Source organism: Cellulosimicrobium sp. SH8, assembly GCF_025818875.1.
GTDB lineage: Bacteria > Actinomycetota > Actinomycetes > Actinomycetales > Cellulomonadaceae > Cellulosimicrobium > Cellulosimicrobium cellulans_D.
This window is the reverse complement of the sequence record NZ_JAMXMH010000012.1, coordinates 89986-115739: the sequence shown is the minus strand read 5'-3', so window position 1 is coordinate 115739 and position 25754 is coordinate 89986. Positions and strand designations below refer to the sequence as shown.

The following is a 25754-nucleotide window of genomic DNA, read 5'->3' as shown; positions in this document are numbered from 1 at the left end:
GGCGCCTCGCCTACGCTCGCGATGTGCAGCCCACCGTGACGGAGACCCGCGCCCCTGAGCCCGTCGACGAGGAGCGGCCCCGGCACGGCGTGTGGGGGCGGTGGTTGCGGCGGTTCTCGGCGACCGGTCTGGTGCTCGCGCTGCTGTGGTTCTGCCTGTCGTTCACCCCGTCGCTCATCCCGCGCGCCTGGTACTACCAGGCCGTGATCTCGGGCGTGAGCGCGGTCGGCGGGTACGGGGTCGGGGCGTTCGTCGAGTGGTTCGCCGTGAAGGTCGGCCTGCGCATCCGCTGGACGGCGCGCGCGAGCCGCGTCGCGTGGTGGGTGCTCGCCGGGGCGACGGTCGTGCTCGTGCCCCTCTCGCTGGTCCTCGGCGCACGCCGCCAGATCGAGCTGCGGCACCTGTTCGGCATGTCCGAGGACGTCCCCGGGCGTGAGGTCGTCACCCTCCTCGTGGCGCTCGCCGTCGCGCTGCTCGTGCTGCAGGCCGGGCGGGGGCTGCGCCGCGTCGCGCGCTGGGTCGCCCGGCTGGTCGGCCGGGTCGTGCCTGCTCCGGTCGCGCGGTTCGTGAGCGGCGTCGCGGTCGCGGTCGTCGTGGTGCTCGTGTTCAACGGCGTCGTCTGGTCGGGCGCGATGAGCGCGCTCAACTCGATCTACTCGGCCGCGAACGCCGACGTCGACCCCCGTCTGTCTCACCCGGCCCAGCCCGAGCGGTCCGGGTCGGCGGCGTCCCCCGAGACGTGGGACTCGCTCGGCGCTGAGGGCCGCAAGTTCGTCGTGTCCGGCCCGACCGTCGACGAGCTGCGCGTGTTCGCCGAGGCGGGCGACGTCGTCGACCCCGCGGACGTGCGCGAGCCGATCCACGCCTACGCGGGCCTCGACGCCGACGGCGACCTCGACGCCACGGCGGCGCGCGTCGTCGACGAGCTCGACCGCACCGACGCGTGGGACCGGTCCGTCCTCGTCGTCGCGACCACGACCGGGACCGGCTGGGTCGACCCGGGCATGGTGGAGGCGCTCGAGCTCATGCACGGCGGCGACACCGCGATCGCGAGCATGCAGTACTCGTACCTGCCGAGCTGGATCAGCTTCGTCGGCGACCGCTCGACCCCGCCCGCGGCCGGCAAGGCGCTCTTCGAGGCCGTGTATGCGCGCTGGTCGGAGCTCCCCGAGGACGCCCGCCCGCGCCTGCTCGCCTTCGGCATCTCGCTCGGGTCGTTCGGCATGCAGGGCGCGTTCAGCGGGGTGCAGGACGTCGAGGCGCGCTCCGACGGCGCGATGTTCACCGGGACGCCCGGCTTCACCCCGATGTGGCGCGAGCTCACCGACGCGCGCGACCCCGGGTCGCTCGAGTACGCGCCCGTGCTCGACGACGGCCGGCAGGTCCGGTGGGGCGACCCGGTCGCGACCGGGGTGGCCGACCTGTGGGGCCCCGGCCCGCGGTGGGACGAGCCGCGCGTCGTCTACCTGCAGCACGCGTCCGACGGCGTGACGTGGTGGGGACCAGAGACGCTGTGGTCCGAGCCAGACTGGCTGCGCGAGCCGCGCGGCCCCGACGTGCTGGGCGACGTCCGGTGGTACCCGTTCGTCACGTTCTGGCAGCTCACGGGCGACCTGTTCGTCGCGGCGGCGTCGGACATCCCGCCGGGCCACGGGCACGTCTACAAGCTCGAGTACGCCGACGGCTTCGCCGCACTCCACGCCCCCGACGGCTGGTCGGACGCCGACACCGAGCGCCTCAAGGCCGCCATGGACGCGCCGACCGAGGGCGGCTCGATCGGCTGAGCCGACGCGCGCACGGGTCCCGCCGCTGCACGGAGGCGACGGCGTCGCTCGCTCGGTCCGTCACCCGGACCGCTGACGACGGCGCCCGAGACAGCGCTTCTCGGGCTCGTCGCCCGTGCTCGGGTGTCTAGAGGGTCAGGACCTCGGCACCGTCCTCGGTGATCGCGATGGTGTGCTCGCTGTGCGCCGTGCGGCAACCGGTCGCGCTGCGCAGCGTCCACCCGTCGGCGTCGGTCACGAGCCGGTCGGTGTCCGCCATCACCCAGGGTTCCAGAGCGAGGAGCAGGCCGGGGCGGAGACGGTACCCACGGCCCGGGCGGCCCGCGTTGGCCACGTGCGGGTCCTGGTGCATCGTCGACCCGATCCCGTGACCGCCGAACTCGAGGTTGATCGCGTATCCGGCGTCGGACAGGACGGTGCCGATCGCGTGCGAGAGGTCGCCGACGCGCGCGCCGGGGCGCGCGGCCGCGATGCCCGCGGCGAGCGCACGCTCGGTCGCGTCGATGAGCGCGACGCTCTCGCGCGGACGGGTCTCGCCGACGAGGAAGCTCACGGCGGAGTCGGCGGCGAAGCCGTCCTTGACGACTGCGAGGTCGAGCGTGAGCAGGTCGCCGTCGACCAGGTCGTGATCGTGGGGCATCCCGTGGAGCACGGCGTCGTTGACGGCGGTGCACACGTGGTGACCGAACGGTCCGCGCCCGAACGACGGCGCGTAGTCCACGTAGCAGGACCGCGCCCCGGCCTCGGCGATCAGCTCCCGCGCCCACCGGTCGATCTCCAGGAGGTTCGTGCCGACCGACACACGGCTCCGCAGGGTCCGCAGGACGTGCCCGACGAGCGCGCCGGCGCTCCGTGCGCGGGGCAGCTCCGCCGGGGTCAGGATCTCGATCACGTGCACCGTCCTCGCTCTCCGATAGATATACCGGTAATTCTATACCGGTACTATCATCGGAGGATGGTCCGGCTTCCTCTCACGCCCGCCGACGTCGACCGGGGTCGGCGCCTCGGCGCGCTGCTCCGGCGCGCGCGCGGCTCACGCTCGATCCTCGAGGTCGCGCTCGACGCCGGCATCTCTCCGGAGACGCTGCGCAAGATCGAGTCCGGGCGCATCGCCACCCCCGCGTTCTCGACCGTCGCAGCGATCGCCACGACGCTCGACCTCTCGCTCGACGCCGTCTGGGCCGAGGTCGGCGGGACGGCCGGGACCGACGACGGGCAGCTCGCCTCCTAGGAATACGCCGCACGCCGGCCGATGGCCGAGGAGACGCTCCTCGCCCGGCCCGTCGCGTCAGGGCGTCGGCGCGTGCGCCTCGAGGAACGAGAAGACCTCGGTCGTGTCCACGCCGGGGAACGCGCCCGTCGGCATCGCGGCGAGCATCGACGCGTGCGGCCGGGCGCTCGGCCACGACTGCCCGGCCCAGCGGTCGGAGAGCGCGTCCGGCGGGCGACGGCAGCACGCGCCGTCGGGGCACCGGGAGACCAGGCGCTCGGTCGTGTCGCGGCCCAGGAACCACTTCACGTGCGCGAACGGCACGCCGACGCTCACGGAGAACTCGCCGTCGGCGGACGCCTGGACGCGCGACGTGCACCAGTAGGTGCCGCTCGGGGTGTCCGTGTACTGGCTGAACGGGCTGAGCCGGTCCTCGACCGCGAACACCGTGCGCGCGGTCCAGCTCCGGCACACGTACTGCCCCTCGACGGCGCCGAGCGGGTCGGCGGGGAAGCGCACGCCGTCGTTCTCGTACGCCTTGTGGATCACCCCGGACTCGTGGACCTTCATGAAGTGCACCGGGATGCCGAGGTGCTTCGTCGCGAGGTTGGTGAACCGGTGCGCGGCGGTCTCGTACGACACGGCGAACGCGTCGCGGAGGTCCTCGATCGAGATCTCGCGCGCCTCCTTCGCGGCCCGCAGCGCCTTGACCGCGTGGCGCTCCGGCAGCAGGAGCGCCGCCGCGAGGTAGTTGGCCTCGACGCGCTGGCGCAGGAACTCGCGGTAGTCGCGCGGTTCCGCGTGCCCGAGCACGTGCGGCGCGAGCGCCTGGAGCAGCGCCGACGTCGCGTTGGACCGCCCGCGCATCCCGTCGCTCGGCAGGTAGACGCGGCGGTGGCGCAGGTCGAGCACCGAGCGGGTCGAGTGCGGCAGGTCCCCCACGTAGTGCAGCGTGAAGCCCAGGTGGGCGGCGATGTCCGCCGCGACGCGCTGGGGCAGCGGGCCGCCCGCGTGCCCGACGCCGTCGAGCAGCTCGGCCGCCGCGTCCTCGAGCTCGGGGAAGTAGTTGTCCTGCGCGCGCATGGTCGCGCGCAGCTCCGCGTTGGCGCGGCGCGCCTCCTCGGGCGTCGCGGCGCGCTCGGTGTGCAGCCGCTGGAGCTCGCGCTCCAGCGCGACGATCGTCTCGAGCGCGTCCGTGGGCAGCGACTTGCCGACCCGCACCGGACGCAGCCCGAGCGCGTCGAAGAGCGGGCCGCGCTGGGCGCGCTCCAGCTCGATCTCGAGCGCGTCCCGGCGCGACGGCGCCTCGGGCGACAGGAGGTCGTCCAGGCTCGCGCCGAGCGCCCGCGCGACGGCCTGGAGCTGGGCGAACTTGGGCTCGCGCTTGCCGTTCTCCAGGAGGGACACCTGGGACGGTGCGCGGCCGATGGCGGCGCCGAGCTCGTCGAGCGTCATGCCGCGCGCGGTGCGCAGGTGCCGGATCCTGCGGCCGATCGTCAAGGCGTCGGGCTCGCTCTCGAGCGGGATTTCCGCATGTTCCGCGATTCCGGCCGGTCGCGTCGTCGGGATAGCCATGACTGAGAGTGACACGCGCCACTCCTTCCGCACAAGAGAAGAAGTGCGATTCTTTCGCTCGATCTGGCTTGAGACGGGGTCGTCAGCGGGAGGAAGGTCGAAGCACGGACCTCGCCGAGGTCCACCGACCGGCCCGTCCGGTCCGCGCAGCGCGGACCGGCGCACCACCAGGAGGCACCCGTGAACAGGCCCACCATCGTCAGCCGCCGCTCCCCGTCCGAGTACGCGGGCGGCGCCCGTCCGCTCGGCGCCGTCGCGACGACGGCGGACGTCGCGGGCCGCACGCCGGGTCGCGCCGGAAGCGCAGGCCCCCGCCCCGGCGACCAGAACCAGACGGCCGCCGAGATCGCCGAGCAGTGGGCGACCGACCCGCGCTGGGCCGGGCTCGACCGCGACTACACCGCCGAGGACGTCGTCGCGCTGCGCGGCTCAGTGCGCGAGGAGCACACGCTCGCCCGTCGCGGCGCCGAGAAGCTGTGGGACCTCATCCACACCGAGGAGTGGGTCGCCGCGCTCGGCGCGTTCACCGGCAACCAGGCCGTGCAGCAGGTGCGCGCGGGCCTCCAGGCCATCTACCTGTCCGGGTGGCAGGTCGCGGCCGACGCCAACCTGTCCGGCCAGACGTACCCCGACCAGTCGCTCTACCCCGCCAACTCCGTGCCCGCCGTCGTGCGCCGCATCAACAACGCGCTCCTGCGCGCGGACCAGATCGAGACGGCGGAGTCGGGTGCGCCCGGCCGCGACTGGCTCGCCCCGGTCGTCGCCGACGCCGAGGCCGGGTTCGGCGGCCCGCTCAACGCGTACGAGCTCATGCACTCGATGATCGCCGCGGGCGCCGCGGGCGTGCACTGGGAGGACCAGCTCGCGTCGGAGAAGAAGTGCGGCCACCTCGGCGGCAAGGTGCTGGTCCCCACGAGCCAGCACATCCGCACGCTCAACGCCGCACGCCTCGCGGCCGACGTCGCGGGCGTGCCGTCGGTCATCATCGCCCGCACGGACTCGCTCGCCGCGGACCTGCTCACGTCCGACGTCGACGAGCGCGACCGCCCGTTCCTCACGGGCGAGCGCACCTCGGAGGGCTTCTACCGGGTGCGCCCGGGGCTCGACGCGGTCGTCGCGCGCGGCCTCGCGTACGCGCCGTACTCCGACCTCATCTGGGTCGAGACGGGCGAGCCCGACCTCGAGCTCGCGCGCAGGTTCGCCGAGACGATCCACGCGCAGTACCCGGACAAGAAGCTCGCCTACAACTGCTCGCCGTCGTTCAACTGGAAGAAGCACCTCGACGACGCCCAGATCGCGAGCTTCCAGAAGGAGCTCGCCGCGATGGGCTACGCGTTCCAGTTCATCACGCTGGCCGGCTTCCACGCCGTCTCGCACTCCATGTTCGAGCTCGCGCGCGGCTACAACGAGCGCGCCATGTCCGCCTACGTCGAGCTCCAGGAGGCCGAGTTCGCCTCCGAGGCCGACGGCTACACCGCCACCCGCCACCAGCGGGAGGTCGGCACCGGCTACTTCGACCGGGTCGCCACGGCTCTCAACCCCGACGCCGCCACCCTCGCGCTCGCCGGGTCCACCGAGACCGCCCAGTTCCACTAAGCCCTCCCCCTCCCGCGAGAGAGAACCCGCGCGCCCGAGATAGAGCTCGCAGCGCTCTACCTCGAAGCTCGGGGTTCTCTCTCGCGGGAGCACGACCTTCGGAGCACGCCATGACCACGCTGACCACGACCACCTCTCCCCCTCCGACGTCCCCCTCTGCGGCGAGCAGCCCGCGTGTCACCGGCACGCTGCGCGTCACCGGGACGCTGGGCGAGCGCTACCGCGAGATCCTCACGCCCGAGGCGCTCGACTTCCTCACGCTGCTGCACGACCGGTTCGTGGCCCGCCGCCACGAGCTCCTCATGGATCGCCAGCAGCGCCGGCAGGATGTCGCGGACGGGATCGACCCCGACTTCCGCGCCGCGACGCGGCCCGTGCGCGACGACCCGTCGTGGCGCGTCGCCGGTTCGACCGGTGCGCCCGGCCTCGAGGACCGCCGCGTCGAGATCACGGGCCCGACCGACCCCAAGATGACGATCAACGCGCTCAACTCCGCCGCCAAGGTCTGGCTCGCCGACGCCGAGGACGCCTCCAGCCCGACGTGGCGCAACGTCGTCGAGGGCCAGCTCGCGCTGCACGACGCGATCCGCGGGACGCTCACCCACACGACCGGCGCGGGCGACCACCGCAAGGAGTACCGCCTGCGCTCGACGACGCTCACCGACCTGCCGACGATCGTGTTCCGTCCGCGCGGGTGGCACCTCATCGAGAAGCACATGCGGTACGTCGACCGGGCTGGGGTCAGCGTGTCGGCGTCGGCGTCGCTCGTGGACTTCGGGCTCTACGCGTTCCACAACGCGCGCGAGCTCGTCGAGCGCGGCCGAGGGCCATACTTCTACCTGCCCAAGCTCGAGGGCTACCGCGAGGCCCGGCTGTGGAACGACGTGTTCGTGCTCGCCCAGGAGTACCTGGGGCTGCCGCAGGGCACGATCCGCGCCACGGTCCTCATCGAGACCCTGCCCGCGGCGTTCGAGATGGAGGAGATCCTCCACGAGCTGCGCGAGCACTGTGCCGGGCTCAACGCCGGGCGGTGGGACTACCTGTTCTCCGTCATCAAGGCGTTCCGCACGCGCGGCGACTCCTACGTGCTGCCCGACCGCGCGCAGGTCACCATGACCGCCCCGTTCATGCGGGCGTACACCGAGCTGCTCGTCGCGACGTGCCACAAGCGCGGCGCGCACGCGATCGGCGGGATGAGCGCCTTCATCCCCGACCGGCGCAGGCCCGACGTCACCGAGCGCGCGTTCGAGCAGGTGCGCGCCGACAAGCGCCGCGAGGCGACCGACGGGTTCGACGGCACGTGGGTCGCGCACCCGGACCTCATCGAGGTCGCGCGCGGCGAGTTCGACGCGGTGCTGGGCGACCGCCCACACCAGGTGTCGCGGCTGCGCGACGACGTCGAGGTGGGCCAGCACGAGCTGCTCGACATCGGCTCGGCCCGCCGCGCCGGGGCGACCGTGACCGCCGCGGGCCTGCGGTCCAACGTGTCCGTCGGCGTGCGTTACCTCGAGTCGTGGCTGCGCGGCGTCGGGGCTGCCGCGATCGACCACCTCATGGAGGACGCCGCGACCGCCGAGATCTCGCGCTCGCAGGTCTGGCAGTGGATCGCGTCCGGCACGCGCACGGAGAACGGCGTGCCGATCACGCGCGACCGCGTCGAGGCGCTCCTCGCCGAGATCGTGGACGACCTGCCGCGTACGCCGGGCAACCGCATCGACGACGCGGCGAACGTGTTCCGCGCCGTCGCGCTGGCCGAGGACTTCCCGACGTTCCTCACCATCGGGGCGTACTCGCAGTTCCTGGTGGGCTCGGACGCCGACCAGCCGTAACTCGGGCTCCGCCGAACACGACCTTGGTGTCGTTATCCGCGCGATAACGACACCAAGGTCGTTCTCGGGGGCTGGTGACGTCGTGGTCGACCGCGTGCCCCGGCGAGCGTGGTGGCGCGCGGAGGTCGCGGTGTGGGAGCATCCGGCCACGCGCGGCGACACACCTGTCGTCCGGGCGCTCGTCCGCAGGAGCCCGGAGCACCATGAGCAACCCCTTCGCGCCGCCGAACCAGTCGATGTCGGGCCCGTCCGGCCCGCCCCCGGCGGCTCCCGGATCACCCCCGCCTCCGCTCCCGGCGCCCGGGCACGCGGCCGCCCCGCTCGCCGCCGCACCGGTCCCCCTCGCGCCGACGCCTCCGCAGGCTCCTCCCGGGTACGGGCCCGCCCCGATCGGCCATGGCCCCGTCCCGCCGGGGACCGCGCCGACAGCACCGCTCCCTCCGGGCCCAGGCCCGACGTACCCGGTCGCCGGGCTCCCCGGCCTGCCCCCGCCCGCCGCACGCCGCGGGCTGTCACGCACCGCCGTCGGGCTGATCGTCGGCGCGGCGTGCCTCGCCGTGGGCGGCGGCGTCGGCTTCGCGGCTGGGGTCGCGAGCGACGCGGGCGGGCAGATCGCCGCGTGGTACACCGCGCCGACCGACGACTGGTCGGACGAGGACTGGTCCGACGAGGACTGGTCCGAGGGTGAGTGGGAGGGCTCCGGCACGCCCGACGACCCGTGGTTCTTCGACGGCTACACGATCGGCGGGGAGGAGTGGGAGGTCCTGCTCGACCCGCCGTACGAGGCGACAGCGGAGGTCCTCGCGCACAGCGACGTCAACGCCGCGCCGCCGGAGGGCACGGAGTACTGGATCGTGCCGGTCACCGCGACCTACCTCGGCCCGAGCTCACAGGTCACCGCGTCGGGCGCGATCGACCTCGGCTTCGTCGGCGACGACGGCGTCGTCGCCGACGGCCAGTGCGGCGCGGTGCCCGACCCGCTCGTCGGGACGGGCATCATCGGCACCGACGACACCGTGACGGGCAACGTCTGTCTCGCGGTCCCCTCGGGTGCCCCCGGGCTGTGGACGCTCTCGCTCGAGGGCTACGAGCCCTGGTACCTCACGGCGGACGACCCGCTCGCGAGCTGACCGGCGTCCGGGGCGCGGGCGTCGCCGCGTTGCTGTGGTCGCCCTGCCCCTGCCGTGCCAGAGTCTCCCCATGGCGCAGCCGCGGGAGACCCGATGAGCCTGCGGCCGGTGCGCGCCGTCCACGCCTGGTGGGACGGTGTCCGACCCGCTCCGGGGACGTTCTGGCGCTCGGCCGGCGCTGGTGTGCCGGGCGCCGTCGGCGGGGTTCCCGACGGCATGGCGACCGCGACGCTCGTCGGCGTCTACCCGATCCACGGCCTCTATGCGACGGCGATCGGCCGCATCGCGGGCGGTCTCACCGTCGACTCGCGTCTCATGATCGTCACGACGACGAGCGCCGCCGCCCTCGCCGCCGGATCGGCTCTCGAGGGCGTCGCCGACGAGGACCGGCTCGCGGCGCTCATCCTCCTCACGACCCTCGCCGGGGCGTTCATGGTCGTCGCCGGGATCGTGGGGCTCGGCCGCCTGACGGGCTTCGTCTCGCACTCCGTGATGACGGGGTTCCTCACCGGTGTCTCCGTCAACATCCTGCTCGGCCAGCTCGACGACCTCACGGGCGCGGACCCGACCGCGTCGCTCGCCGTCGCGCAGGCCTACCAGGTGCTCCGGTCTCCCGGGACGTGGGACCTGCCGACGGTCGCCGTCGGCCTGGGGTCGGTCGTCCTGCTCCTCGTCCTCGGCCGGACGCGTGTGGCCCCGTACGCCGCGGTCGTCGCGCTGGTGGCGTCGGCCGTCGGGGTGTGGTCCCTCGGCGCGACGTCGGTGCAGCTCGTCGGGGACGGGGGCGAGATCCCTGCCGGCCTGCCCTCCCTCGCGCTGCCCGACCTGGGCGTCGTCTCGGTCGATGTCGCCGTGGGCGCGCTCGCGGTGGCGGCGATCGTGCTCGTCCAGGGCGCGGGGGTCGCGGAGTCCGTCCCGAACCCCGGCGGGCGCCGCGCCGACCCGGACCGCAACTTCGTCGGGCAGGGCATCGCCAACCTCGCGGTGGGGTTCTTCCGCGGCATCCCGGTCGGAGGGTCGGTCGGCCAGACGGCGATCAGCACCTCCGCGGGGGCGCGCGACCGCTGGGCGGGGGTCATGTCCGGCGTGTGGGTGCTCGTCGTCCTCGTCGCGCTGTCCGGGCCGGTCGGGGCGGTCCCGTCGGCGACGCTCGCGGCGCTGCTCGCGGTCGCGTCGGTCGGGTCCATCCGGCTGTCCGCCATGGCGACGGCGTGGCGCACGGGCAGCCAGTCCCAGGTCGCGATGGCGACCACGTTCCTCGCGACCCTTCTCCTGCCGGTCGCGGCCGCGGTCGGCATCGGCGCCGCCCTCTCGATCCTGCTGCAGGCGAACCGCGAGTCCCAGGACCTGCGGATCGTCCGCCTCGTCCCCCTCGCGGAGGGCCGCTACCGCGAGGAGCCGGCGCCGAAGCGGCTCGACGACGCGACGGTCACCGTGCTCGACGTCTACGGGAGCCTGTTCTACGCCGGTGCCCGCTCGCTCGAGGCCGCGCTGCCGGAGCCCGCCGACGCGCACGACGCCGTCGTCGTGCTGCGCCTGCGCGGCCGTGCGAGCCTGGGCGCGACGGCCTTCACCGTGCTCGCGCACTACGCCGACCGGCTCGGCGAGGGCGGTGGCCGGCTGTACGTGAGCGGCGTCGACCCCGAGCTCGCGGAGAAGTTCGAGCAGGTCATCGACCTGCGCCTGCACGAGCGGATCGCGGTGTTCCCGGCGCGACCCGTGATCGGCGAGTCGACCGCGGACGCGACGCGGCACGCGGAGGCGTGGCTCGTGCGCGGTGTCGAGACGACCGAGATCCCCGTCGTGCGCCCGGACGGGCCGATGAAGCGGCTGTGGTCGCGCGTCCGGTCGGCCCTGCACCGCGACTGACCGGCCGGCGGCGGGGCCGCGGGGCGTCGCCGCAGGGCCCGGGGGCTCAGCCCGCGGCGGTGCCGCGCGCGTCGAACCGGTCCCGGTGGTCGCGGATGGTGGTCGTGTTCTCGAGCGCCCACTCGACGAGCGCGAGCACGGGCGGCAGGAGGGTCGCGCCGAGGTCGGTCAGCGCGTAGTCGACGCGCGGCGGCACGACGGCGTGCACCGTGCGGCTCACGAGCCCGTCCCGCTCGAGCTGGCGCAGGTTGAGGGTGAGCATGCGCTGCGAGATCCCGTCGATGCCGTGCAGGAGCTCGGTGAACCGCTGCGGGCCGCCCGAGAGCATGCCCAGGATGAGGACGCTCCACTTGTCCCCGACCCGGTCGAGCACCGAGCGCACCTCGCTCGTCGCCTCGGCCGCGGCGCAGCCGCGGTCGACCGGGATGCCGTGCCGCTCCGCGAGCTCGCGCACCACGGGGACGTCCGTGCTCGGCGTCGTGGTCATGGGGTCTCCGTCTCCTCGGCGTGCGGCTCCGTGTGCCTCACGCACACGGGTGTGCCTTTTGTAGCGCCGCCCATGGTTACCCATCATGTGCCCAGGCACAAAGAGTGACCGGCCGCCCTGAGCCGTCGCCGCCTCCCCCTCGAAGGACTCACGCATGAACGTCGCCCTGTGGATCGCCTCCGGTCTGCTCGCCCTCGCCTTCCTCGGCGCCGGGCTCATGAAGGCCCTGCGCCCGATCCCCGTGCTCCAGGAGCAGATGCGGTGGGTCACGCCGGAGCGCACCGCGGGCGTGCGCGCGATCGGCTGGCTCGAGGTCGCGGGCGCCGTCGGCGTGATCCTGCCCTGGGCGCTCAGCGTCGCGCCGGTCCTCACCCCGATCGCGGCGGTCGGGCTCGCGCTCACGCAGGTCGGCGCGATCCCGCTGCACGTGCGCCTCGGCGAGGCCAAGGCCGTGCCGGCGAACGTCGTGCTGCTCGCCCTGTCGGTGTTCGTCGCCGTGGGGCGGTTCGCCGCGCTCTGAGCGCCGAGCCGCCCCTGGGCGGCGCCCGCTCCACGCGGGACTCGCGCACGAGCATGCCCCGCCGCGCGCGGGGCACGCTCAGCGCAGCGCGCGCACGAAGTCGACCCGCTGGGCCGCGAACCACGCCTCGTCGTCGCGGATGGCGTCCCCGACGCCGTCGTCCCACATGCGCTGCCAGCCGCCGCCCCGCGTCTGTGCCGCGTGCCGCATCGCGTACCAGCTCCGCGCGAACCGCTGCGCCAGCACGTCGAGCAGCGCGAGCCGCTCCGAGCGGTCCAGCCCGTACGCCTCGGTGAGGATGCGCGCGCGACGTGGCGCGTCGAGGCCCCGCAGGACCTCCGGCCGCCTCTCGGGCGCGCTCGCCGGCGCCCAGTAGCGCAGGGTCGTCGCCACGTCGAGCAGGCGCGTGGTCGGTGCGGCGAGGTCGAAGTCGACCACGCCGACGAGCCGGTGCGGACCCCGCGGGTCGTCGCCGGCCGGGACGAACAGCGCGTTCTCGACCGTGAGGTCGTTGTGCCCGACGACGTCCGGCACGTCGAACACGTCCGGCACCTCCGGGAACTGCGCACGCTCCGGCCACGCGACGCCGTCGGGCAGGACGACGTCGCGCGACACGGCGTGCAGGTCCCGCAGCCACTCCCCGAGCTGGACGAGCACGTCCTCGTCGGTCGCCCACGCGTGCGGCGGGCGTCCACCCATCTCGCCCCGCAGGAACGTCACGACCTCCCGACCGTCGTCGTCGATCCCGAGGAACCGCGGCGCACGCTCGAAGCCCGCGCGCTCCAGGTGCAGCAGGTACGCCTCGACGGCCGGGCTGTGCGGGCCGCGCGGACGGCGGACCGTGTCGCCGCGCCGGACGATCCCGTCCGACACGTCACCGCCCAGCAGGGGGACCTCGACGTCGTCCGCGTCGTCGCGGTACGGGAGCAGATCGGTCATACCCGACACCCTCGCACGCGCGGCGGGCCCTTGACCAGGCCCGCCGCGCCGTCGCGCTACGCGACCGCCCCGAACGGGTATCTCCGACGCAGGACGAGCCGCTGCACGAGCGTCCACGTCACCGTCACGAGCAGGTACACCCCCGCGGCGAGCGGGACGAAGCACGCGATCACCGCGGTCATGAACTGCAGGACGCCGAGAGCGTTCTGCAGGGCGGGTCCCGACAGGGCGCCGGGCGTACCCGACGCGACGCCGGGGCTGGTCGGCGTCCGGGGCACGGCGAGGCGTCCACCGGGCAGGCTCGCCCGACGCGTCAGCTCCCCGACGAGCGCGATGAGGAGCACGACCGCGCCGGCGACCGCAAGGGTCGGGAGGGCCGCCGCACCCGCACCGAGCGAGCCGACGAGGCTCGAGCCGAGGGGCGCGCCCCACAGCGTGTGGCCCAGCAGCGCGTTCCCGTGCCCGGCGATCTGCGCGTGGAGGAACAGCGCGTAGACGACGCCGACCACCGGCGCCTGGGCGAGCATCGGCAGGCAGCCGGCGAACGGCGTCGTGCCCTCCGCGGCGTAGAGGTCGAGCGTCGCGCGCTGCAGCTTCTGCGGGTCGTCCCGGTGACGACTCTGGAGCTCGGCGAGCCGGGGCGCGAGGCGTGCGCGGTCGCGCTCCGCCTTGGCCTGCGAGACACCGACGGGGACGAGCAGCGCGCGGACGGCGAGCGTCAGCAGGACGACGGCGGCCGCGGCCGCGGCGCCTCCGGCGACGGGTTCGAGCAGGTCCGACAGGCCCATCAGGGCGCGGTAGGCGGCGTCGAGCACTGTGGCGACGAGTGGGAGGTCGAGCAGGTTCATGGTGGTGTCCTCGGTCGAACGTGCGGGGTACGCGTTCGCCGATCACCCTGCGCCGGGCAGGCAGGGGCACGCCGCGACGTGGAGCGCGCGGGGTGCGGTGGAGAGACCTCGGCCGGGTGATCAGCCGAGGGGTCGGCCGGGTGCCCGTGGCCGGGCACGGCCGGGGGCGTCCGGGTCGCTCTGCGTCACGGCAGGACCGACGTCGACCGTCGCGCGCAGTCGGCCCGCCGGCCGGGTGGCCACGCCGAGCACGAGGGGCGCGCCCCAGCGCGCGGACGCCGCGGCGACGGCCGCGACGAGGGCGGTGGCGCCGAGGAGGAAGAGCGTGGCCGTGAGGGTCGACGTGCCGAGCAGGAGCGTGAGCGCGGAGGCGAGGTCCCGCACGACGACGAGAAGGTCGTTCATCGCGCCCCTCCTCTCCGGTCACGGGCTGCCGTGGCCCCAGCCTAGGACACGTCCAGCGCCTCCCACTCGTCGTCGGTGAGCAGACGCGAGCGGATGATGAAGCGCACGCCCTCGGGCGCCTCCACGCTGAACCCGGCGCCCCGGCCGGGAACGACGTCGATCGTCAGGTGCGTGTGCTTCCAGTACTCGAACTGGGCGCGGCTCATCCAGACGGGCACGGTGAACGTGCGCGCGCCGCCGGGCTCGCCCGGTCCGCCGTCGTCCGGGACGACGGCCAGGTCGCCGAGGTGCACGTCGGCGTCGCCGAGCAGGAAGTCGCCCTGCGGGTAGCACATGGGCGACGACCCGTCGCAGCACCCGCCGGACTGGTGGAACATGAGCTCGCCGTGGACCGGCCGCAGCCGCGCGAGCAGCGCCGCGGCGTCGTCGGTGAGCGCGACCCGCCCCGCGGGCGGACGGGCCGAGTGGGGCGAGGGGACGTCGTCGGGCACGAGGAGACCTCCTGGGCACGGGACGAGAACGAGATTGCGAGCCGCCGAGAACGGGGTCGCTGTCGTTCCGGGCATCAGAGCGACAGCAACCCCGTGTTCGGCGGGGTCGGGGGTCGTGGTCTAGAAGAAGCCGAGGCGTTGCGCCGAGTAGGAGACGAGGAGGTTCTTCGTCTGCTGGTAGTGGTCGAGCATCATCTTGTGGTTCTCGCGCCCGACCCCGGAGCCCTTGTACCCGCCGAACGCGGCGGCGGCGGGGTAGGCGTGGTAGCAGTTGGTCCACACGCGCCCGGCCTCGATGGTGCGGCCCGCGCGGTAGGCGGTGTTGCCCGACCGCGACCAGACGCCGGCGCCGAGCCCGTAGAGGGTGTCGTTGGCGATGGTCATGGCGTCGTCGAAGTCGGAGAAGTCGGTGACGGCGACGACGGGACCGAAGATCTCCTCCTGGAAGATCCGCATCGAGTTCTTGCCCTCGAAGATCGTGGGCGTCACGTAGTACCCGCCCGCGAGGTCGCCGCCCAGGTCGGCGCGCGTCCCGCCCGTGAGGACCTTCGCGCCCTCGGCCTTGCCGATCTCGATGTACGACAGGATCTTCTCGAGCTGGTCGTTGGACGCCTGCGCGCCGATCATCGTCTCGGTGTCGAGCGGGTTTCCCTGCTTGACCGCCCGGGTCCGGGCCACGGCGTCGCCGAGGAACGCGTCGTAGATCGACGACTGGACGAGCGCGCGCGACGGGCACGTGCACACCTCGCCCTGGTTGAGGGCGAACATCGTGAACCCCTCGAGCGCCTTGTCGTAGAAGTCGTCACGCGCGTCGGCCACGTCGGAGAAGAAGATGTTCGGCGACTTGCCGCCTAGCTCGAGCGTGACCGGGATGATGTTCTGGCTCGCGTACTGCATGATCAGGCGGCCCGTCGTCGTCTCGCCCGTGAACGCGATCTTGCGGATGCGCGGGCTGGAGGCGAGCGGCTTGCCCGCCTCCACGCCGAACCCGTTGACGACGTTGAGCACGCCCGGCGGCAGCAGGTCCCCGATGATGTCGATGAGGAACAGGATCGACGCGGGCGTCTGCTCGGCCGGCTTGAGCACGACGCAGTTGCCCGCCGCGAGCGCCGGGGCGAGCTTCCACACGGCCATGAGGATGGGGAAGTTCCACGGGATGATCTGGCCGACGACGCCGAGCGGCTCGTGGAAGTGGTACGCGATGGTGTCCTCGTCGATCTCGGAGATCGACCCCTCCTGCGCGCGGATCGCGCCCGCGAAGTAGCGGAAGTGGTCGATGGCGAGCGGGATGTCGGCGGCCAGGGTCTCGCGGACGGGCTTGCCGTTCTCCCACGTCTCCGCGACGGCGATCCGCTCGAGGTTCTCCTCCATGCGGTCGGCGATCTTGTTGAGGATGTTCGCGCGCTCGGTCGCGCTGGTGCGACCCCACGACCGGGCGGCGCCGTGCGCGGCGTCGAGCGCGCGCTCGACGTCGTCGGCGTTCCCGCGCGCGACCTCGGTGAAGGTCCGGCCCGTGACCGGGCTGGGGTTCTCGAAGTACTGCCCGCTCGCCGGCGCGACGTACTCGCCGCCGATCCAGTGGTCGTACCGGGTCTTGTACTCGGCGATGGCCCCGTCCGTGCCGGGGGCTGCGTAGACCGTCATCGTCTGCCTCCTCGCAGTGCGACTCGCCGCGCTCCTGGGGAGGTGACCGACGGGCGGGGAGCGCCCGACGGCGGTGCGCGGCACGGCGCCTCGTCGCGCCGTGGGACGACGCTAGGCACCCGAGGGTTGCAGGACCGTTGCAGCGCCGGTCGCGGTCAGCCGAGCTCGTCGTCGAGCAGGTCGAGGTGCGCGCGGGCGCGGACCCAGAGCGGGCTGCCGTGGTCGGCGACGCGCTGGAGGCGCGTCCACGCGGCGTGGTCCTCGGCGCCGTCGTCGGTGCGGGTCCAGGCGTCGAGGACGTCGGCGTCGCCCGCCGACACGACGGCCGCGCGGAGCTCCGCCGCGAGCTCGGCGCGCAGGTGCTCGACGGCGGGCGCGCCGGAGCGCGGGAGGAGCGGTGCACGGTAGGCATCGACCGCCCCTCGGACGTCGCCGACCGCGAGCCGGTCGCGCACGACGTCGGCGTCCGTCCGCAGCGGTCGCGCGAGCCTGTAGGGGCGGGAGCCGGCGAGGAGCGGGCCGGCGACGCGGCGCAGGCGCGACACCTCCGCGCGCACGGTCACGTCCGAGAGCGCACCGGGGTGCAGGAGCACGGCGAGCTCGTCGGCGGAGAGGCCGCGGGGGTGCGCGGCGAGGAGCGCGAGGATCTCGGCGTGCCGCAGCGACAGCCGGTGCTCCAGCCCGTCGGGGGCGCGGAGCAGCGGCGTGGTGCCGAGCACGAACAGCTCGGGCCCCCTGTCGGGCGGCGCCGCGGGGACCGTTCCGGAGCGGTCGGTCGCCGTCGTCGCGGCAGCCGCACGCTCGGCCAGCTCGCGCTCGAGGCTCAGCACCGTGGCGCGCACGAGCGAGAGCACGACGCCCGAGGCGGCCGACTGCCGGCCGGTGACGTCGAGGACGCCGAGGACGCGGCCGGTCCCGGGCTCGTGGATGGGGACGGCGGTGCAGCTGAACGCCTGCACGGGCCGGGAGAAGTGCTCCGCGCCGAGGACCTGCACCGCCCGGCGCGCGGCGAGCGCCGTCCCGGGGGCGTTCGTCCCGACGCGCTCCTCGCGCCACACGGAGCCCTCGACGAACCCGACCCGCTCGACGGCGTCCCGCAGCGCGCGGCTGCCCTCGACCCACAGGAGCCGGCCCGCGTCGTCGGACACGGCGACGGCGAGGCCGTCGTCCGCCGCGGCGTCGACCACGAGCTCGCGCACGACGGGCATCACTCCCGCGAGCGGGTGGGCCTGGCGGTAGGCGACGAGGTCGTCATGGGCGAGCGTGGACTCCGTGCGCGGGCCCTCGGGGTCGACGCCGCTGTGCACGGACCGGCGCCACGAGTCGGCCACCACGGGGTGGATGCCGGGCGGGAGCACACCGTCGACGAGGAAGGACCGGTAGGCGGCACGCACCGAGCGGGCGTCGCGGCGCGCGTCAGGTCGACGCGGGTGCGCGTCCGAGCGCAGCGGCGGTGCGAGGGTGCGCGACACGGGACCTCCCACGTCGTCGTGCGGTGCTGGGCCCCAGTGTAGGGCGCGCCCGTCGCCCCGCTACCGCGGCTGCGGCGCGGTCGTCCGCCCTACCGCTGCCGTCACGCCCGTCGCGTCCGCCGCGACGCGCCGCAGCCCGGCGAGGACGACGCTCGTCGCCGCGGTGGGCGGGGCGCCGCGGCGCACCGCGGCGTACACCGGGCGCGTCCGGGGCGCCCGCAGCGGGCGGGCGACGACGTCGTAGCGCGGGTCGACGGCGAGGCCCGGCAGCAGCGCGACCGACAGCCCCGCCTCGACGTGCGCGAGCAGCAGCTCGTAGCTCGGCAGCCGCGCGACGACGCGCGGCTCGAACCCGGCGTCGCGGCACGCGCTCTCGACGAGGGTCGACAGGTACCGGCCGGGCAGGTCCGCCGCCCACCGCGCGGCGGAGAGACCGGCGAGGTCGACCGGCCCCTCCCGCGCTGCCTCGCCCGCCGACGCACCCGCCGGCGCGACGAGGACGACCGGGTCCTCGAGCAGCGGGACGGTCGCGACGTCGGGACCGGCGAGCCGGGCGCCGTCGAGCAGGTCGGCGGTCACCGCGACGTCGACGTCCGCGCGGCGGAGCGCGGGGCCGCTCTCGCGGGGGTCGAGCTCGACGACCTCGACCTGCACCCGGGGGTGCTCTGCCGCCAGCCGCCGAGCGAGGGGGATGACGAGGGCGCGGACGCCGCTGGAGAACGCCGCGACGCGCACGACCCCGGCGGGCTGCCCGTCGGGGTGGGCGAGCTCCGCCTCCGCGAGCGCCATCTGGTCGAGGATCACGCGAGCGTGTCGGGCGAGGGTGCGCCCCGCGGGCGTGAGGCGCACGCGCCGCCCGGTCCGCTCGACGAGGCGCGCCCCGGTCTCGGCCTCGAGCGCCGCGAGCTGCGCGGACACCGCGGACGGGCTCAGGTGCAGGGACGCGCCCACCGCGCGCACGGTCCCGAGGCTCTCGAGCCGGGCGAGGATCTGCAGCCGGGCGGCGTTGAGCACGCGGTCCTCCGTTCCGTGCGGCGGTCGTCGTCTGTGCAGGTTATCCGCACAGACTGTACGAGAACTTGTGCTGTACGCGCACAGCACTCCGTCCCTACGCTCGACCCATGACCGTGCCCTCCCCCGCCCTCACCTCGTCGTCCAGCGCCGGGCCCGTGCCCGAGCGCGCGGGGGGCGACGCCGCGACGTTCTGGGCCGACGCCGATCGGCACCTCGTGCGGTACGGCGGGCCGTTCACGCCGGAGATCGTCGAGAGCGCGTCGGGCAGCTTCGTCACGACGGCCGACGGACGCCGGGTCCTCGACTTCACGTCGGGGCAGATGAGCGCGATCCTCGGGCACAGCCACCCGGCGATCGTCGAGACGGTCCGGAGCCAGATCGGCACGCTCGACCATCTCTTCTCCGGGATGCTCTCGCGCCCCGTGGTCGACCTCGCGCGACGCATCGCGGGCACGCTGCCCGACCCGCTCGAGAAGGTCCTGCTCCTCACGACGGGCGCCGAGTCCAACGAGGCCGCGATCCGGATGGCGAAGCTCGTCACGGGTCGGCACGAGGTCGTCTCGCTCGCCGGCTCGTGGCACGGCATGACGCACGCCGCAGCCGCCGCGACCTACAGCGCGGGACGCCGCGGTTACGGCCCGACGGCGCCCGGCAACCTCGTCATCCCCGTCCCGAACGCATACCGGCCCGACCACGTCACGCCCGACGGCGCGCACGACTGGCGCCGCCAGCTCGACCTCGCGTTCGACCTCGTCGACGTGCAGTCCACGGGCAGCCTCGCGGCGTGCATCGTCGAGCCGATCCTCAGCTCGGGCGGGATCGTCGAGCTGCCGCCCGGCTACCTCGCGGCCCTGCGCGACAAGTGCCACGAGCGCGGGATGCTCCTCATCCTCGACGAGGCGCAGACGGCGCTGTGCCGGACAGGCTCCTGGTACGCGTTCGAGGGTCGCGACGGCGAGGAGCCGGTGGTGCCCGACATCCTCACGATCTCCAAGACGCTCGGCGCCGGCCTGCCCCTCGCGGCCGTCATCACGAGCGCCGAGATCGAGGAGCGCGCGCACGAGCGCGGGTTCCTGTTCTTCACGACGCACGTCTCCGACCCGCTCGTCGCGGCGGTCGGCAACACCGTCCTCGACGTGCTCCAGGCCGAGCAGATGGATGCCCGCGTGCGCGTGCTCGGCGACCGCCTGCGCGGCGGGCTGCTCGACCTCCAGGACCGTCACGCCACGATCGGCGACGTGCGCGGACGGGGTCTGCTCCAGGGCATCGAGCTCGTGCTCGACCGCGAGACGAAGGAGGGCGCCGACGCGCTCGGCGCCCTGGTCACCCGGCGGGCGCTGGACCTCGGGCTCCACATGAACGTCGTGCAGCTCCGTGGCATGGGCGGCGTGTTCCGCATCGCGCCCCCGCTCACGGTGAGCGAGGAGGAGCTCGACCTCGGGCTCGACCTCCTCGACCGCGCGCTCGGCGAGGCGGAGCGCGAGCTGCTCGGCTGAGCCGCTCCCGGGTCACCACCCGGCGGGCGAGCGGCGGGCACCGACGGCCACCGCGCGGTCGCGCACGACGAGCGGCGCGCCCAGCCCGGGGACGGCGAGCGACGCGCGGACGCCGTCGACGACGCGGCCGTCGTCCCCGCCCGGCGTCTCGTAGACCAGCCAGAGCGCGCCGCCCGGGACGAGCAGGGCCGCGAGCGCGCTCGCCTCCGTGCGCGCCGCGCGGGTCCAGAAGACGTTGACGTTCACGGCGAACGCGACGTCGAACGGGCCGCCGAGCGTGTCTGCGAGGTCGGGGTCCGCGATGTCGCCCTGTCGCACGGCGAGCCGGCCGTCGTCGACCGCCGCGCGGTTGCGCTCCGTCGTGCGGGCGACCGCCGTGGCGGACCGGTCGAGCGCGACGTACCGCACGCCGGGGTGCCGCGCGAGGACCAGCTCCACGGCCGCGCCGGGGCCGGGTCCGATCTCGAGCACGACCTCGTCGCCGCGCAGGTCGAGCAGCGCGACGGCACGCCGGACCCGCTCCGGGACAGCACCCACCACGCCGTCAGTCTGGACCGACGGGCGAGCCGCGGCGAACGGCGAGCACGGCGAGCGGCCCGGGCGTACGGTCGGAGGCATGGCCGGTGCCGGGGCCGTCGTCCTCGCCTACGCCGCCGCCACCGCCCTCGGGTCGTGGACGGCGGTCCGCCACGACCTGCACTCCGAGCCGTTCGGACGTGACCCGGTCCCGCTGCCGGCTGCCCGCACCGTCGCGCTGGGACTGGGCGGCGGGACCGCGATCCCCGTGACCGTGACCGCGCTCGTGGCCCTGGCCGCACCTCGCGCGGCCCGTGCGCGTGGCTGGGCGCGCACGTGCGTCGCGCTCGGCGCGACGTCCCTCGCGGGGACGCTCGTCGAGCCCGCGACGTGGGGCCGCCGGGCGGCCGGGGCGGACGTCGGCGCGTCCACCGTGCTCAACCTCGGGGCGTCCGTGCTCCTGCTGCGTCACGGCCTGCGGCACCTGGCGTAACACCGTCTCAGCATGCGCGACGGGCCTTCCGTGATGCGGACAGCCGACCTAGCCTGACGCTCGGACGGACCACCACCTCGGACACCCCAGCTCCCGCCGCACGGAGGACACCATGCCCGCACCGCTCGACACCACCGAGAAGATCACCCAGTACGCCCACCCGGACCGCCTCGTGAGCACGGACTGGCTCGCCGAGCACCTCGGTCAGCCGGGCATCGTCGTCGTCGAGTCCGACGAGGACGTGCTGCTCTACGAGACCGGTCACATCCCCGGTGCGGTGAAGATCGACTGGCACACGGACCTCAACGACCCCGACACGCGCGACTACATCGACGGCAAGGGCTTCGCCCAGCTCCTCGGCGACAAGGGCATCGGCCGCGACACGACGATCGTCGTCTACGGCGACAAGAACAACTGGTGGGCCGCGTACGCCGCGTGGGTCTTCACGCTGTTCGGCCACGAGGACGTGCGCCTGCTCGACGGCGGCCGCGGCAAGTGGATCGCGGAGGGTCGCGAGGTCACGACCGACGTCCCCGCGCCGGAGGCCGTCGAGTACCCCGTCGTCGAGCGCGACGACGTGACGATCCGCGCGTTCAAGGAGGACGTCCTCGCGCACATCGGCAACGGGCCGCTCGTCGACATCCGCTCCCCGCAGGAGTACACGGGCGAGCGCCTGCACATCCCGGACTACCCGGAGGAGGGCGTGCTCCGCGGCGGCCACATCCCGACGGCGCGCAACGTCCCGTGGGCGACCGCGGTCGCCGAGGACGGCACGTACAAGTCGCGCGAGCAGCTCGAGGCGATCTACCAGGAGGGTGGCCTCGGCCTCGCGACGGACGACGAGGTCGTCACGTACTGCCGGATCGGCGAGCGCTCGAGCCACACGTGGTTCGCACTGACCTACCTGCTCGGCTTCGACAAGGTCCGCAACTACGACGGCTCCTGGACCGAGTGGGGCAACGCCGTGCGCGTGCCGATCGTCAAGGGCGAGGAGGCCGGCGAGGCCCCCGCGTCGCTCAACTGACGCACCGCTCGTCCCTCACGCCCGACGGCGCGCGGCCGGCCCCTCGTGGGCCCGCCGCGCGCCGTCGGCGTCTGCCGCCGGGCATACGGCGAGCGCGCCGGGCGTTCCGCACGGTGGGACCGGGTCCCGGCCGCACGCCCCCGATGCAAGGATCGACACCATGAGCTCCTCGTCCGACGCCTCGTCCCTGCCCGCGGCCCTCGCGGAGATCCGCGAGGACTTCCTCGCGCTGCCCGAGCGCGAGCGCCTCCAGCTCCTGCTCGAGTTCGCGAACGAGCTCCCCGACCTCCCCGAGCGCTATGCGAGCGCGCCCGGCCTGCTGGAACGGATCGAGGAGTGCCAGTCGCCCGTGCGCGCGTTCGCGGAGGTCGACGGCGACGGCGTCGTGCACTTCTTCGCGACCGCGCCCGCCGAGGCGCCGACGACGCGCGGGTTCGCGTCGATCCTCGCGCAGGGCCTGTCGGGTCTGACCGTGCAGGAGGTGCTCGACGTGCCGGACGACTTCCCCATGTCGATCGGCCTCACGCGGGCCGTGAGCCCGCTGCGCATCGGCGGCATGAACGGCATGCTCACGCGCGCCAAGCGCCAGGTGCGCGAGCAGGTCACCGCGCGCTCCTGAGCGTCGCTCACTCACGGCCGAACGCCTTCCGCAGCTCGTCCTTCGCGCGTTCCAGCACGTCGAGCTGCTTCTTCGGCAGGTTCTTCCCGGCCCGGTTGACGTAGAACGTCAGCATCGACATCGCCGACCGGTACGGCGTGCCCTTGCGCCGGTCGCTCGCCTCGGCGGAGCGTTTGAGCGACGCAGCGATACGCGCCGGGTCCTCCCACGTGAAGACGTCGTCCTCGAGGTCGAGCGCGTCCGAGTGCTCGGTGACGTCCTGGGACCAGCGCTCCCCCGTGGCGCCGTGTCCGTGCTTCGTCTCCGCCATCCCCCGACGCTAGGCACGGCCGCCCGCACTCGCAGCGCCGAGCATGCGCCTGAAGCCGGCCGGGCATCCGGTTGCCGCCCGTCCGGACGTTCTGACGGGACGCAGCCGCATGCTCGGCGCGTCAGTCGCGGAGCGCGAGGCGGCGCGCGAGGACCGCGCAGACGACGAGCTGGAGCTGGTGGAACACGATCACCGGGACAGCGACGACGCCGGCGACCGCCACGGGGAACAGCACGCTCGCCATGGGCAGTCCGGTGGCGAGCGACTTCTTGGACCCGCACATGAGCAGCGCGATCCGGTCCTCGGTCGAGAGCCGCAGCGCGGCCCCTCCCCACCACGTGAGCGCGAGCATCGCGGCGAGGACGAGCGCGCTCACGACGAGCAGCGCGACGATCGACCACCCGGACACGCTCGACCACACGCCCGCCGAGGACGCGGCCGCGACGGCGCCGAACACGACGACGAGGATGGTGCCGCGGTCGACGCCGAGCGTGAGCCAGCGCCGCGCGCGGACCCAGTCACCGACCCACGGCTGGAGGAGCTGCCCGACGACGAACGGCAGCAGGAGCTGGAGCAGCACCGTGCGCAGGCCGCCGAGCCCGCCCGAGGGACCGTCGGCCCCCCCGGCCGCGCCGCCGGGACCGCTCATGAGCCACAGCACGAGCAGCGGCGTGACGACCATCCCGGCGACGTTCGAGACGGTCGCCCCGCAGATCGCCCCGGCGACGTTGCCGCGCGCGACCGACGTGAACGCGACGGACGACTGCACCGTCGAGGGCAGCAGGGACAGGTAGAGCACGCCTGCGGCCAGGGGTGCCCCGACGAGCGGCTCGATCGCCCAGGCCGTGACGAGCCCGAGCACCGGGAAGACGACGTACGTCGCCGCGAGGATGCCGCCCTGGAGCCGCCAGTTCCGCAGCCCCGCCCAGACCTCGCGCGTGGACAGGCGCATGCCGTAGACGAGGAAGAGGACCGTGACCGCGACGTCCGCGACGGCGTCGACCACGCGCTGCGCGCCCGGCCCCACCGGCACGACCAGCCCGAGCACGAGCACGACGAGCAGCGTGACGACGAACGGGTCGACCCACCGGCTCAGGACTGCGCGCACGGGGACCGAGCCTAGCCCGGCTCAGAACAGGGTGTAGCCGCCGTCGACGGTGACGACCGCGCCGGTCATGAAGCTCGACGCCGCGCTCGCGAGGAACACGACGGGCGGGCCGATCTCCTCGGGCTCGGCCCAGCGCCGCATGGCGGCGGGCGCGACGCAGTCGTCGTAGTACTCGGGCTGGTCGACGGGCGACGCCTCGGTGCGCACGTACCCGGGCGCGACGGCGTTGACGCGGATCCCGTGCGGCGCCCACTCGGCGGCGAGCCCCTTCGTGAGCTGGTGCACCGCCGCCTTGGACGCCAGGTAGGCCGGCTGCCAGCGGGGTCGGTTGACGATCGACGCCGACATCGAGCCGACGTTGACGATCGTCCCCGGACGGCCCGCCGCGACCAGGGCGCGGGCGACCGCGCGCGAGCAGTACCAGACGCCGTCGAGGTTCGTCGCGAGCGTGCGGTGCCACACATCGTCGTCGATGTCGAGCGCCGCCCCGCCGATCGAGATCCCCGCGTTGTTGACGAGCAGGTCGACCGTCCCGAGGTCCGCGGCCACGCACTGGACGACGTCGTCCACCTGAGCGCGGTCCGTCACGTCGAGCGCGTACCCGCGGGCATCGACGCCCGACCCGCGCAGCGCGTCGGCCGCCTCCTCGGCGGCCGACGCCGTGGTCGCGGTGAGCGCGACCCGCGCCCCGGCCTCGCCGAGCGCACGGGCGACGGCGCGCCCGATCCCGCGGCTCCCGCCGGTGAGCAGGGCCGTGCGGCCGGCGAGCGAGAACGAGTCGAGGACGGTCACGCGGGACAGTCGACCACGGGGCGCGTCAGAAGTCGAAGAGGTCCTCGAGCCACGACTCCTTCTTCTTCCGCTTGCGGTAGCGGGGGTCGTAGCCGTCGCGCCCGTCGTAGCGGCGGTCGCGGTCGTCGCGGTAGCGGTCGTCCCGGTACCGGTCGTCGCCGTACTGGCCGCCCTGGTAGCGGTCACGGTCGTCGTACCGGCGGTCGTCGCGGCGCTCGTCGCGGTGCCCGTCGCGGTGCCCGTCGTAGCCGGGCGTGCCGTAGTCCGCGGCGGGCGCCGGCGGGTACGACGTCGGTGCGGGGGCCGGTGCCGCGGGCGGCACGGGGGCCGGGGCGGGCGCGGCGGCGGCCGGACCCGCGGCCTCGGCGGCGATCTCGCTCTCCAGCGAGCGGTCGATGATCTTGTCGAGCTCGCCACGGTCGAGCCACACGCCGCGGCACGTCGGGCAGTAGTCGATCTCCACGCCCTTGCGCTCGGTCATGACGAGCACGGTCTGGTCGGTGGGGCACAGCATGAGGTCCTCCGCTCGGGTGGGCGTCGTCCGTCCGACTCGCGGCACGGGTGCTGGCAGTCCAACGCGCCA

At 74.3% G+C, this 25754-nt stretch carries 26 protein-coding genes; 11 read left to right on the top strand and 15 right to left on the bottom strand.

The genetic code is table 11. The features are described from left to right. Positions 1–23 precede the first annotated feature (23 nt). Positions 24–1784, top strand: coding sequence for an alpha/beta hydrolase (locus NF338_RS16930; RefSeq protein ID WP_264031861.1), 1761 nt, complete (start codon positions 24–26; stop codon positions 1782–1784). Between the two features lie 127 nt (positions 1785–1911). On the opposite strand, the gene map is transcribed toward NF338_RS16930, so the two are convergent. After that, a complete protein-coding gene (gene map / locus NF338_RS16925; protein WP_264031860.1) occupies positions 1912–2676 on the bottom strand; it encodes a type I methionyl aminopeptidase in 765 nt (254 codons plus the stop codon). 63 nt (positions 2677–2739) lie between these two features. On the opposite strand from map, the gene NF338_RS16920 reads away from it, so the two are divergent. Further along, a complete protein-coding gene (locus NF338_RS16920) occupies positions 2740–3015 on the top strand; it encodes a helix-turn-helix domain-containing protein (protein WP_264031859.1) in 276 nt (91 codons plus the stop codon). A 57-nt stretch (positions 3016–3072) separates the two neighbouring features. Here NF338_RS16920 and NF338_RS16915 read toward each other — a convergent pair whose 3' ends face one another. Next, positions 3073–4569, bottom strand: coding sequence for a helix-turn-helix transcriptional regulator (locus NF338_RS16915; protein ID WP_264031951.1), 1497 nt, complete (start codon positions 4567–4569; stop codon positions 3073–3075). Positions 4570–4749: 180 nt separating this feature from the next. On the opposite strand from NF338_RS16915, the gene aceA reads away from it, so the two are divergent. From aceA to NF338_RS16895, 4 genes are all read left to right on the top strand, one after another. After that, positions 4750–6165 (top strand): isocitrate lyase, encoded by a 1416-nt coding sequence (gene aceA / locus NF338_RS16910; protein WP_264031858.1) that lies wholly within the window; start codon positions 4750–4752, stop codon positions 6163–6165. Between the two features lie 110 nt (positions 6166–6275). After that, positions 6276–7994 carry a malate synthase A gene (gene aceB / locus NF338_RS16905; protein WP_264031857.1) on the top strand — a complete coding sequence of 573 codons (1719 nt, stop codon included), beginning with the start codon at positions 6276–6278 and terminating at the stop codon, positions 7992–7994. Positions 7995–8197: 203 nt separating this feature from the next. Beyond that, positions 8198–9124 carry a hypothetical protein gene (locus NF338_RS16900; protein ID WP_264031856.1) on the top strand — a complete coding sequence of 309 codons (927 nt, stop codon included), beginning with the start codon at positions 8198–8200 and terminating at the stop codon, positions 9122–9124. 93 nt (positions 9125–9217) lie between these two features. Beyond that, the gene (locus NF338_RS16895) at positions 9218–10993 is read left to right on the top strand and encodes a SulP family inorganic anion transporter (RefSeq protein ID WP_264031855.1); all 1776 of its coding nucleotides are present in this window, start codon (positions 9218–9220) and stop codon (positions 10991–10993) included. A 46-nt stretch (positions 10994–11039) separates the two neighbouring features. On the opposite strand, the gene NF338_RS16890 is transcribed toward NF338_RS16895, so the two are convergent. Then, complete coding sequence (locus NF338_RS16890; protein WP_264031854.1) at positions 11040–11480, bottom strand: winged helix-turn-helix transcriptional regulator; 441 nt, start codon at positions 11478–11480, stop codon at positions 11040–11042. 154 nt (positions 11481–11634) lie between these two features. Between NF338_RS16890 and NF338_RS16885 the strand changes: the two genes are divergently transcribed. Then, positions 11635–12000 carry a DoxX family protein gene (locus NF338_RS16885; RefSeq protein WP_264031853.1) on the top strand — a complete coding sequence of 122 codons (366 nt, stop codon included), beginning with the start codon at positions 11635–11637 and terminating at the stop codon, positions 11998–12000. 78 nt (positions 12001–12078) lie between these two features. On the opposite strand, the gene NF338_RS16880 is transcribed toward NF338_RS16885, so the two are convergent. The 7 genes from NF338_RS16880 to NF338_RS16850 all read right to left on the bottom strand — a co-directional run bounded on the left by NF338_RS16880 (position 12079) and on the right by NF338_RS16850 (position 18813). After that, positions 12079–12939 (bottom strand): aminoglycoside phosphotransferase family protein, encoded by an 861-nt coding sequence (locus tag NF338_RS16880; protein ID WP_264031852.1) that lies wholly within the window; start codon positions 12937–12939, stop codon positions 12079–12081. A gap of 56 nt (positions 12940–12995) precedes the next feature. Continuing rightward, on the bottom strand, positions 12996–13787 hold the full coding sequence (locus NF338_RS16875) for a YidC/Oxa1 family membrane protein insertase (protein ID WP_264031851.1): 792 nt from the start codon (positions 13785–13787) through the stop codon (positions 12996–12998). 120 nt (positions 13788–13907) lie between these two features. Then, the gene (locus NF338_RS16870; protein ID WP_264031850.1) at positions 13908–14192 is read right to left on the bottom strand and encodes a DUF6412 domain-containing protein; all 285 of its coding nucleotides are present in this window, start codon (positions 14190–14192) and stop codon (positions 13908–13910) included. A gap of 41 nt (positions 14193–14233) precedes the next feature. Further along, positions 14234–14683, bottom strand: a complete 450-nt coding sequence (locus NF338_RS16865; RefSeq protein WP_264031849.1) for a DUF779 domain-containing protein — start codon at positions 14681–14683, stop codon at positions 14234–14236. A gap of 120 nt (positions 14684–14803) precedes the next feature. Beyond that, positions 14804–16327 carry an aldehyde dehydrogenase gene (gene adh, locus NF338_RS16860; protein WP_264031848.1) on the bottom strand — a complete coding sequence of 508 codons (1524 nt, stop codon included), beginning with the start codon at positions 16325–16327 and terminating at the stop codon, positions 14804–14806. Between the two features lie 155 nt (positions 16328–16482). Further along, positions 16483–17799 (bottom strand): helix-turn-helix domain-containing protein, encoded by a 1317-nt coding sequence (locus tag NF338_RS16855; protein WP_264031847.1) that lies wholly within the window; start codon positions 17797–17799, stop codon positions 16483–16485. Positions 17800–17859: 60 nt separating this feature from the next. Next, positions 17860–18813 carry a LysR family transcriptional regulator gene (locus tag NF338_RS16850; RefSeq protein ID WP_264031846.1) on the bottom strand — a complete coding sequence of 318 codons (954 nt, stop codon included), beginning with the start codon at positions 18811–18813 and terminating at the stop codon, positions 17860–17862. A gap of 107 nt (positions 18814–18920) precedes the next feature. Here NF338_RS16850 and NF338_RS16845 point away from each other — a divergent pair, with 107 nt between their 5' ends. After that, positions 18921–20309 carry an aspartate aminotransferase family protein gene (locus NF338_RS16845; protein WP_264031845.1) on the top strand — a complete coding sequence of 463 codons (1389 nt, stop codon included), beginning with the start codon at positions 18921–18923 and terminating at the stop codon, positions 20307–20309. Between the two features lie 12 nt (positions 20310–20321). On the opposite strand, the gene NF338_RS16840 is transcribed toward NF338_RS16845, so the two are convergent. Beyond that, positions 20322–20849, bottom strand: coding sequence for an SAM-dependent methyltransferase (locus tag NF338_RS16840; protein WP_264031844.1), 528 nt, complete (start codon positions 20847–20849; stop codon positions 20322–20324). A gap of 76 nt (positions 20850–20925) precedes the next feature. Between NF338_RS16840 and NF338_RS16835 the strand changes: the two genes are divergently transcribed. From NF338_RS16835 to NF338_RS16825, 3 genes are all read left to right on the top strand, one after another. Continuing rightward, complete coding sequence (locus NF338_RS16835) at positions 20926–21318, top strand: hypothetical protein (RefSeq protein ID WP_264031843.1); 393 nt, start codon at positions 20926–20928, stop codon at positions 21316–21318. 112 nt (positions 21319–21430) lie between these two features. After that, positions 21431–22342 (top strand): sulfurtransferase, encoded by a 912-nt coding sequence (locus NF338_RS16830; protein WP_087471482.1) that lies wholly within the window; start codon positions 21431–21433, stop codon positions 22340–22342. A gap of 160 nt (positions 22343–22502) precedes the next feature. Beyond that, on the top strand, positions 22503–22961 hold the full coding sequence (locus NF338_RS16825) for a SufE family protein (RefSeq protein WP_264031842.1): 459 nt from the start codon (positions 22503–22505) through the stop codon (positions 22959–22961). A gap of 7 nt (positions 22962–22968) precedes the next feature. On the opposite strand, the gene NF338_RS16820 is transcribed toward NF338_RS16825, so the two are convergent. The 4 genes from NF338_RS16820 to NF338_RS16805 form a co-directional block, all read right to left on the bottom strand. Beyond that, a complete protein-coding gene (locus NF338_RS16820) occupies positions 22969–23271 on the bottom strand; it encodes a DUF3175 domain-containing protein (RefSeq protein ID WP_087471480.1) in 303 nt (100 codons plus the stop codon). A gap of 121 nt (positions 23272–23392) precedes the next feature. After that, complete coding sequence (locus NF338_RS16815) at positions 23393–24379, bottom strand: bile acid:sodium symporter family protein (RefSeq protein ID WP_264031841.1); 987 nt, start codon at positions 24377–24379, stop codon at positions 23393–23395. A gap of 21 nt (positions 24380–24400) precedes the next feature. Then, complete coding sequence (locus NF338_RS16810; protein ID WP_264031840.1) at positions 24401–25171, bottom strand: SDR family NAD(P)-dependent oxidoreductase; 771 nt, start codon at positions 25169–25171, stop codon at positions 24401–24403. Between the two features lie 25 nt (positions 25172–25196). Beyond that, entirely contained in the window at positions 25197–25685 is a 489-nt protein-coding gene (locus NF338_RS16805; protein WP_264031839.1) for a zf-TFIIB domain-containing protein, read from the bottom strand. Positions 25686–25754: the final 69 nt, after the last annotated feature.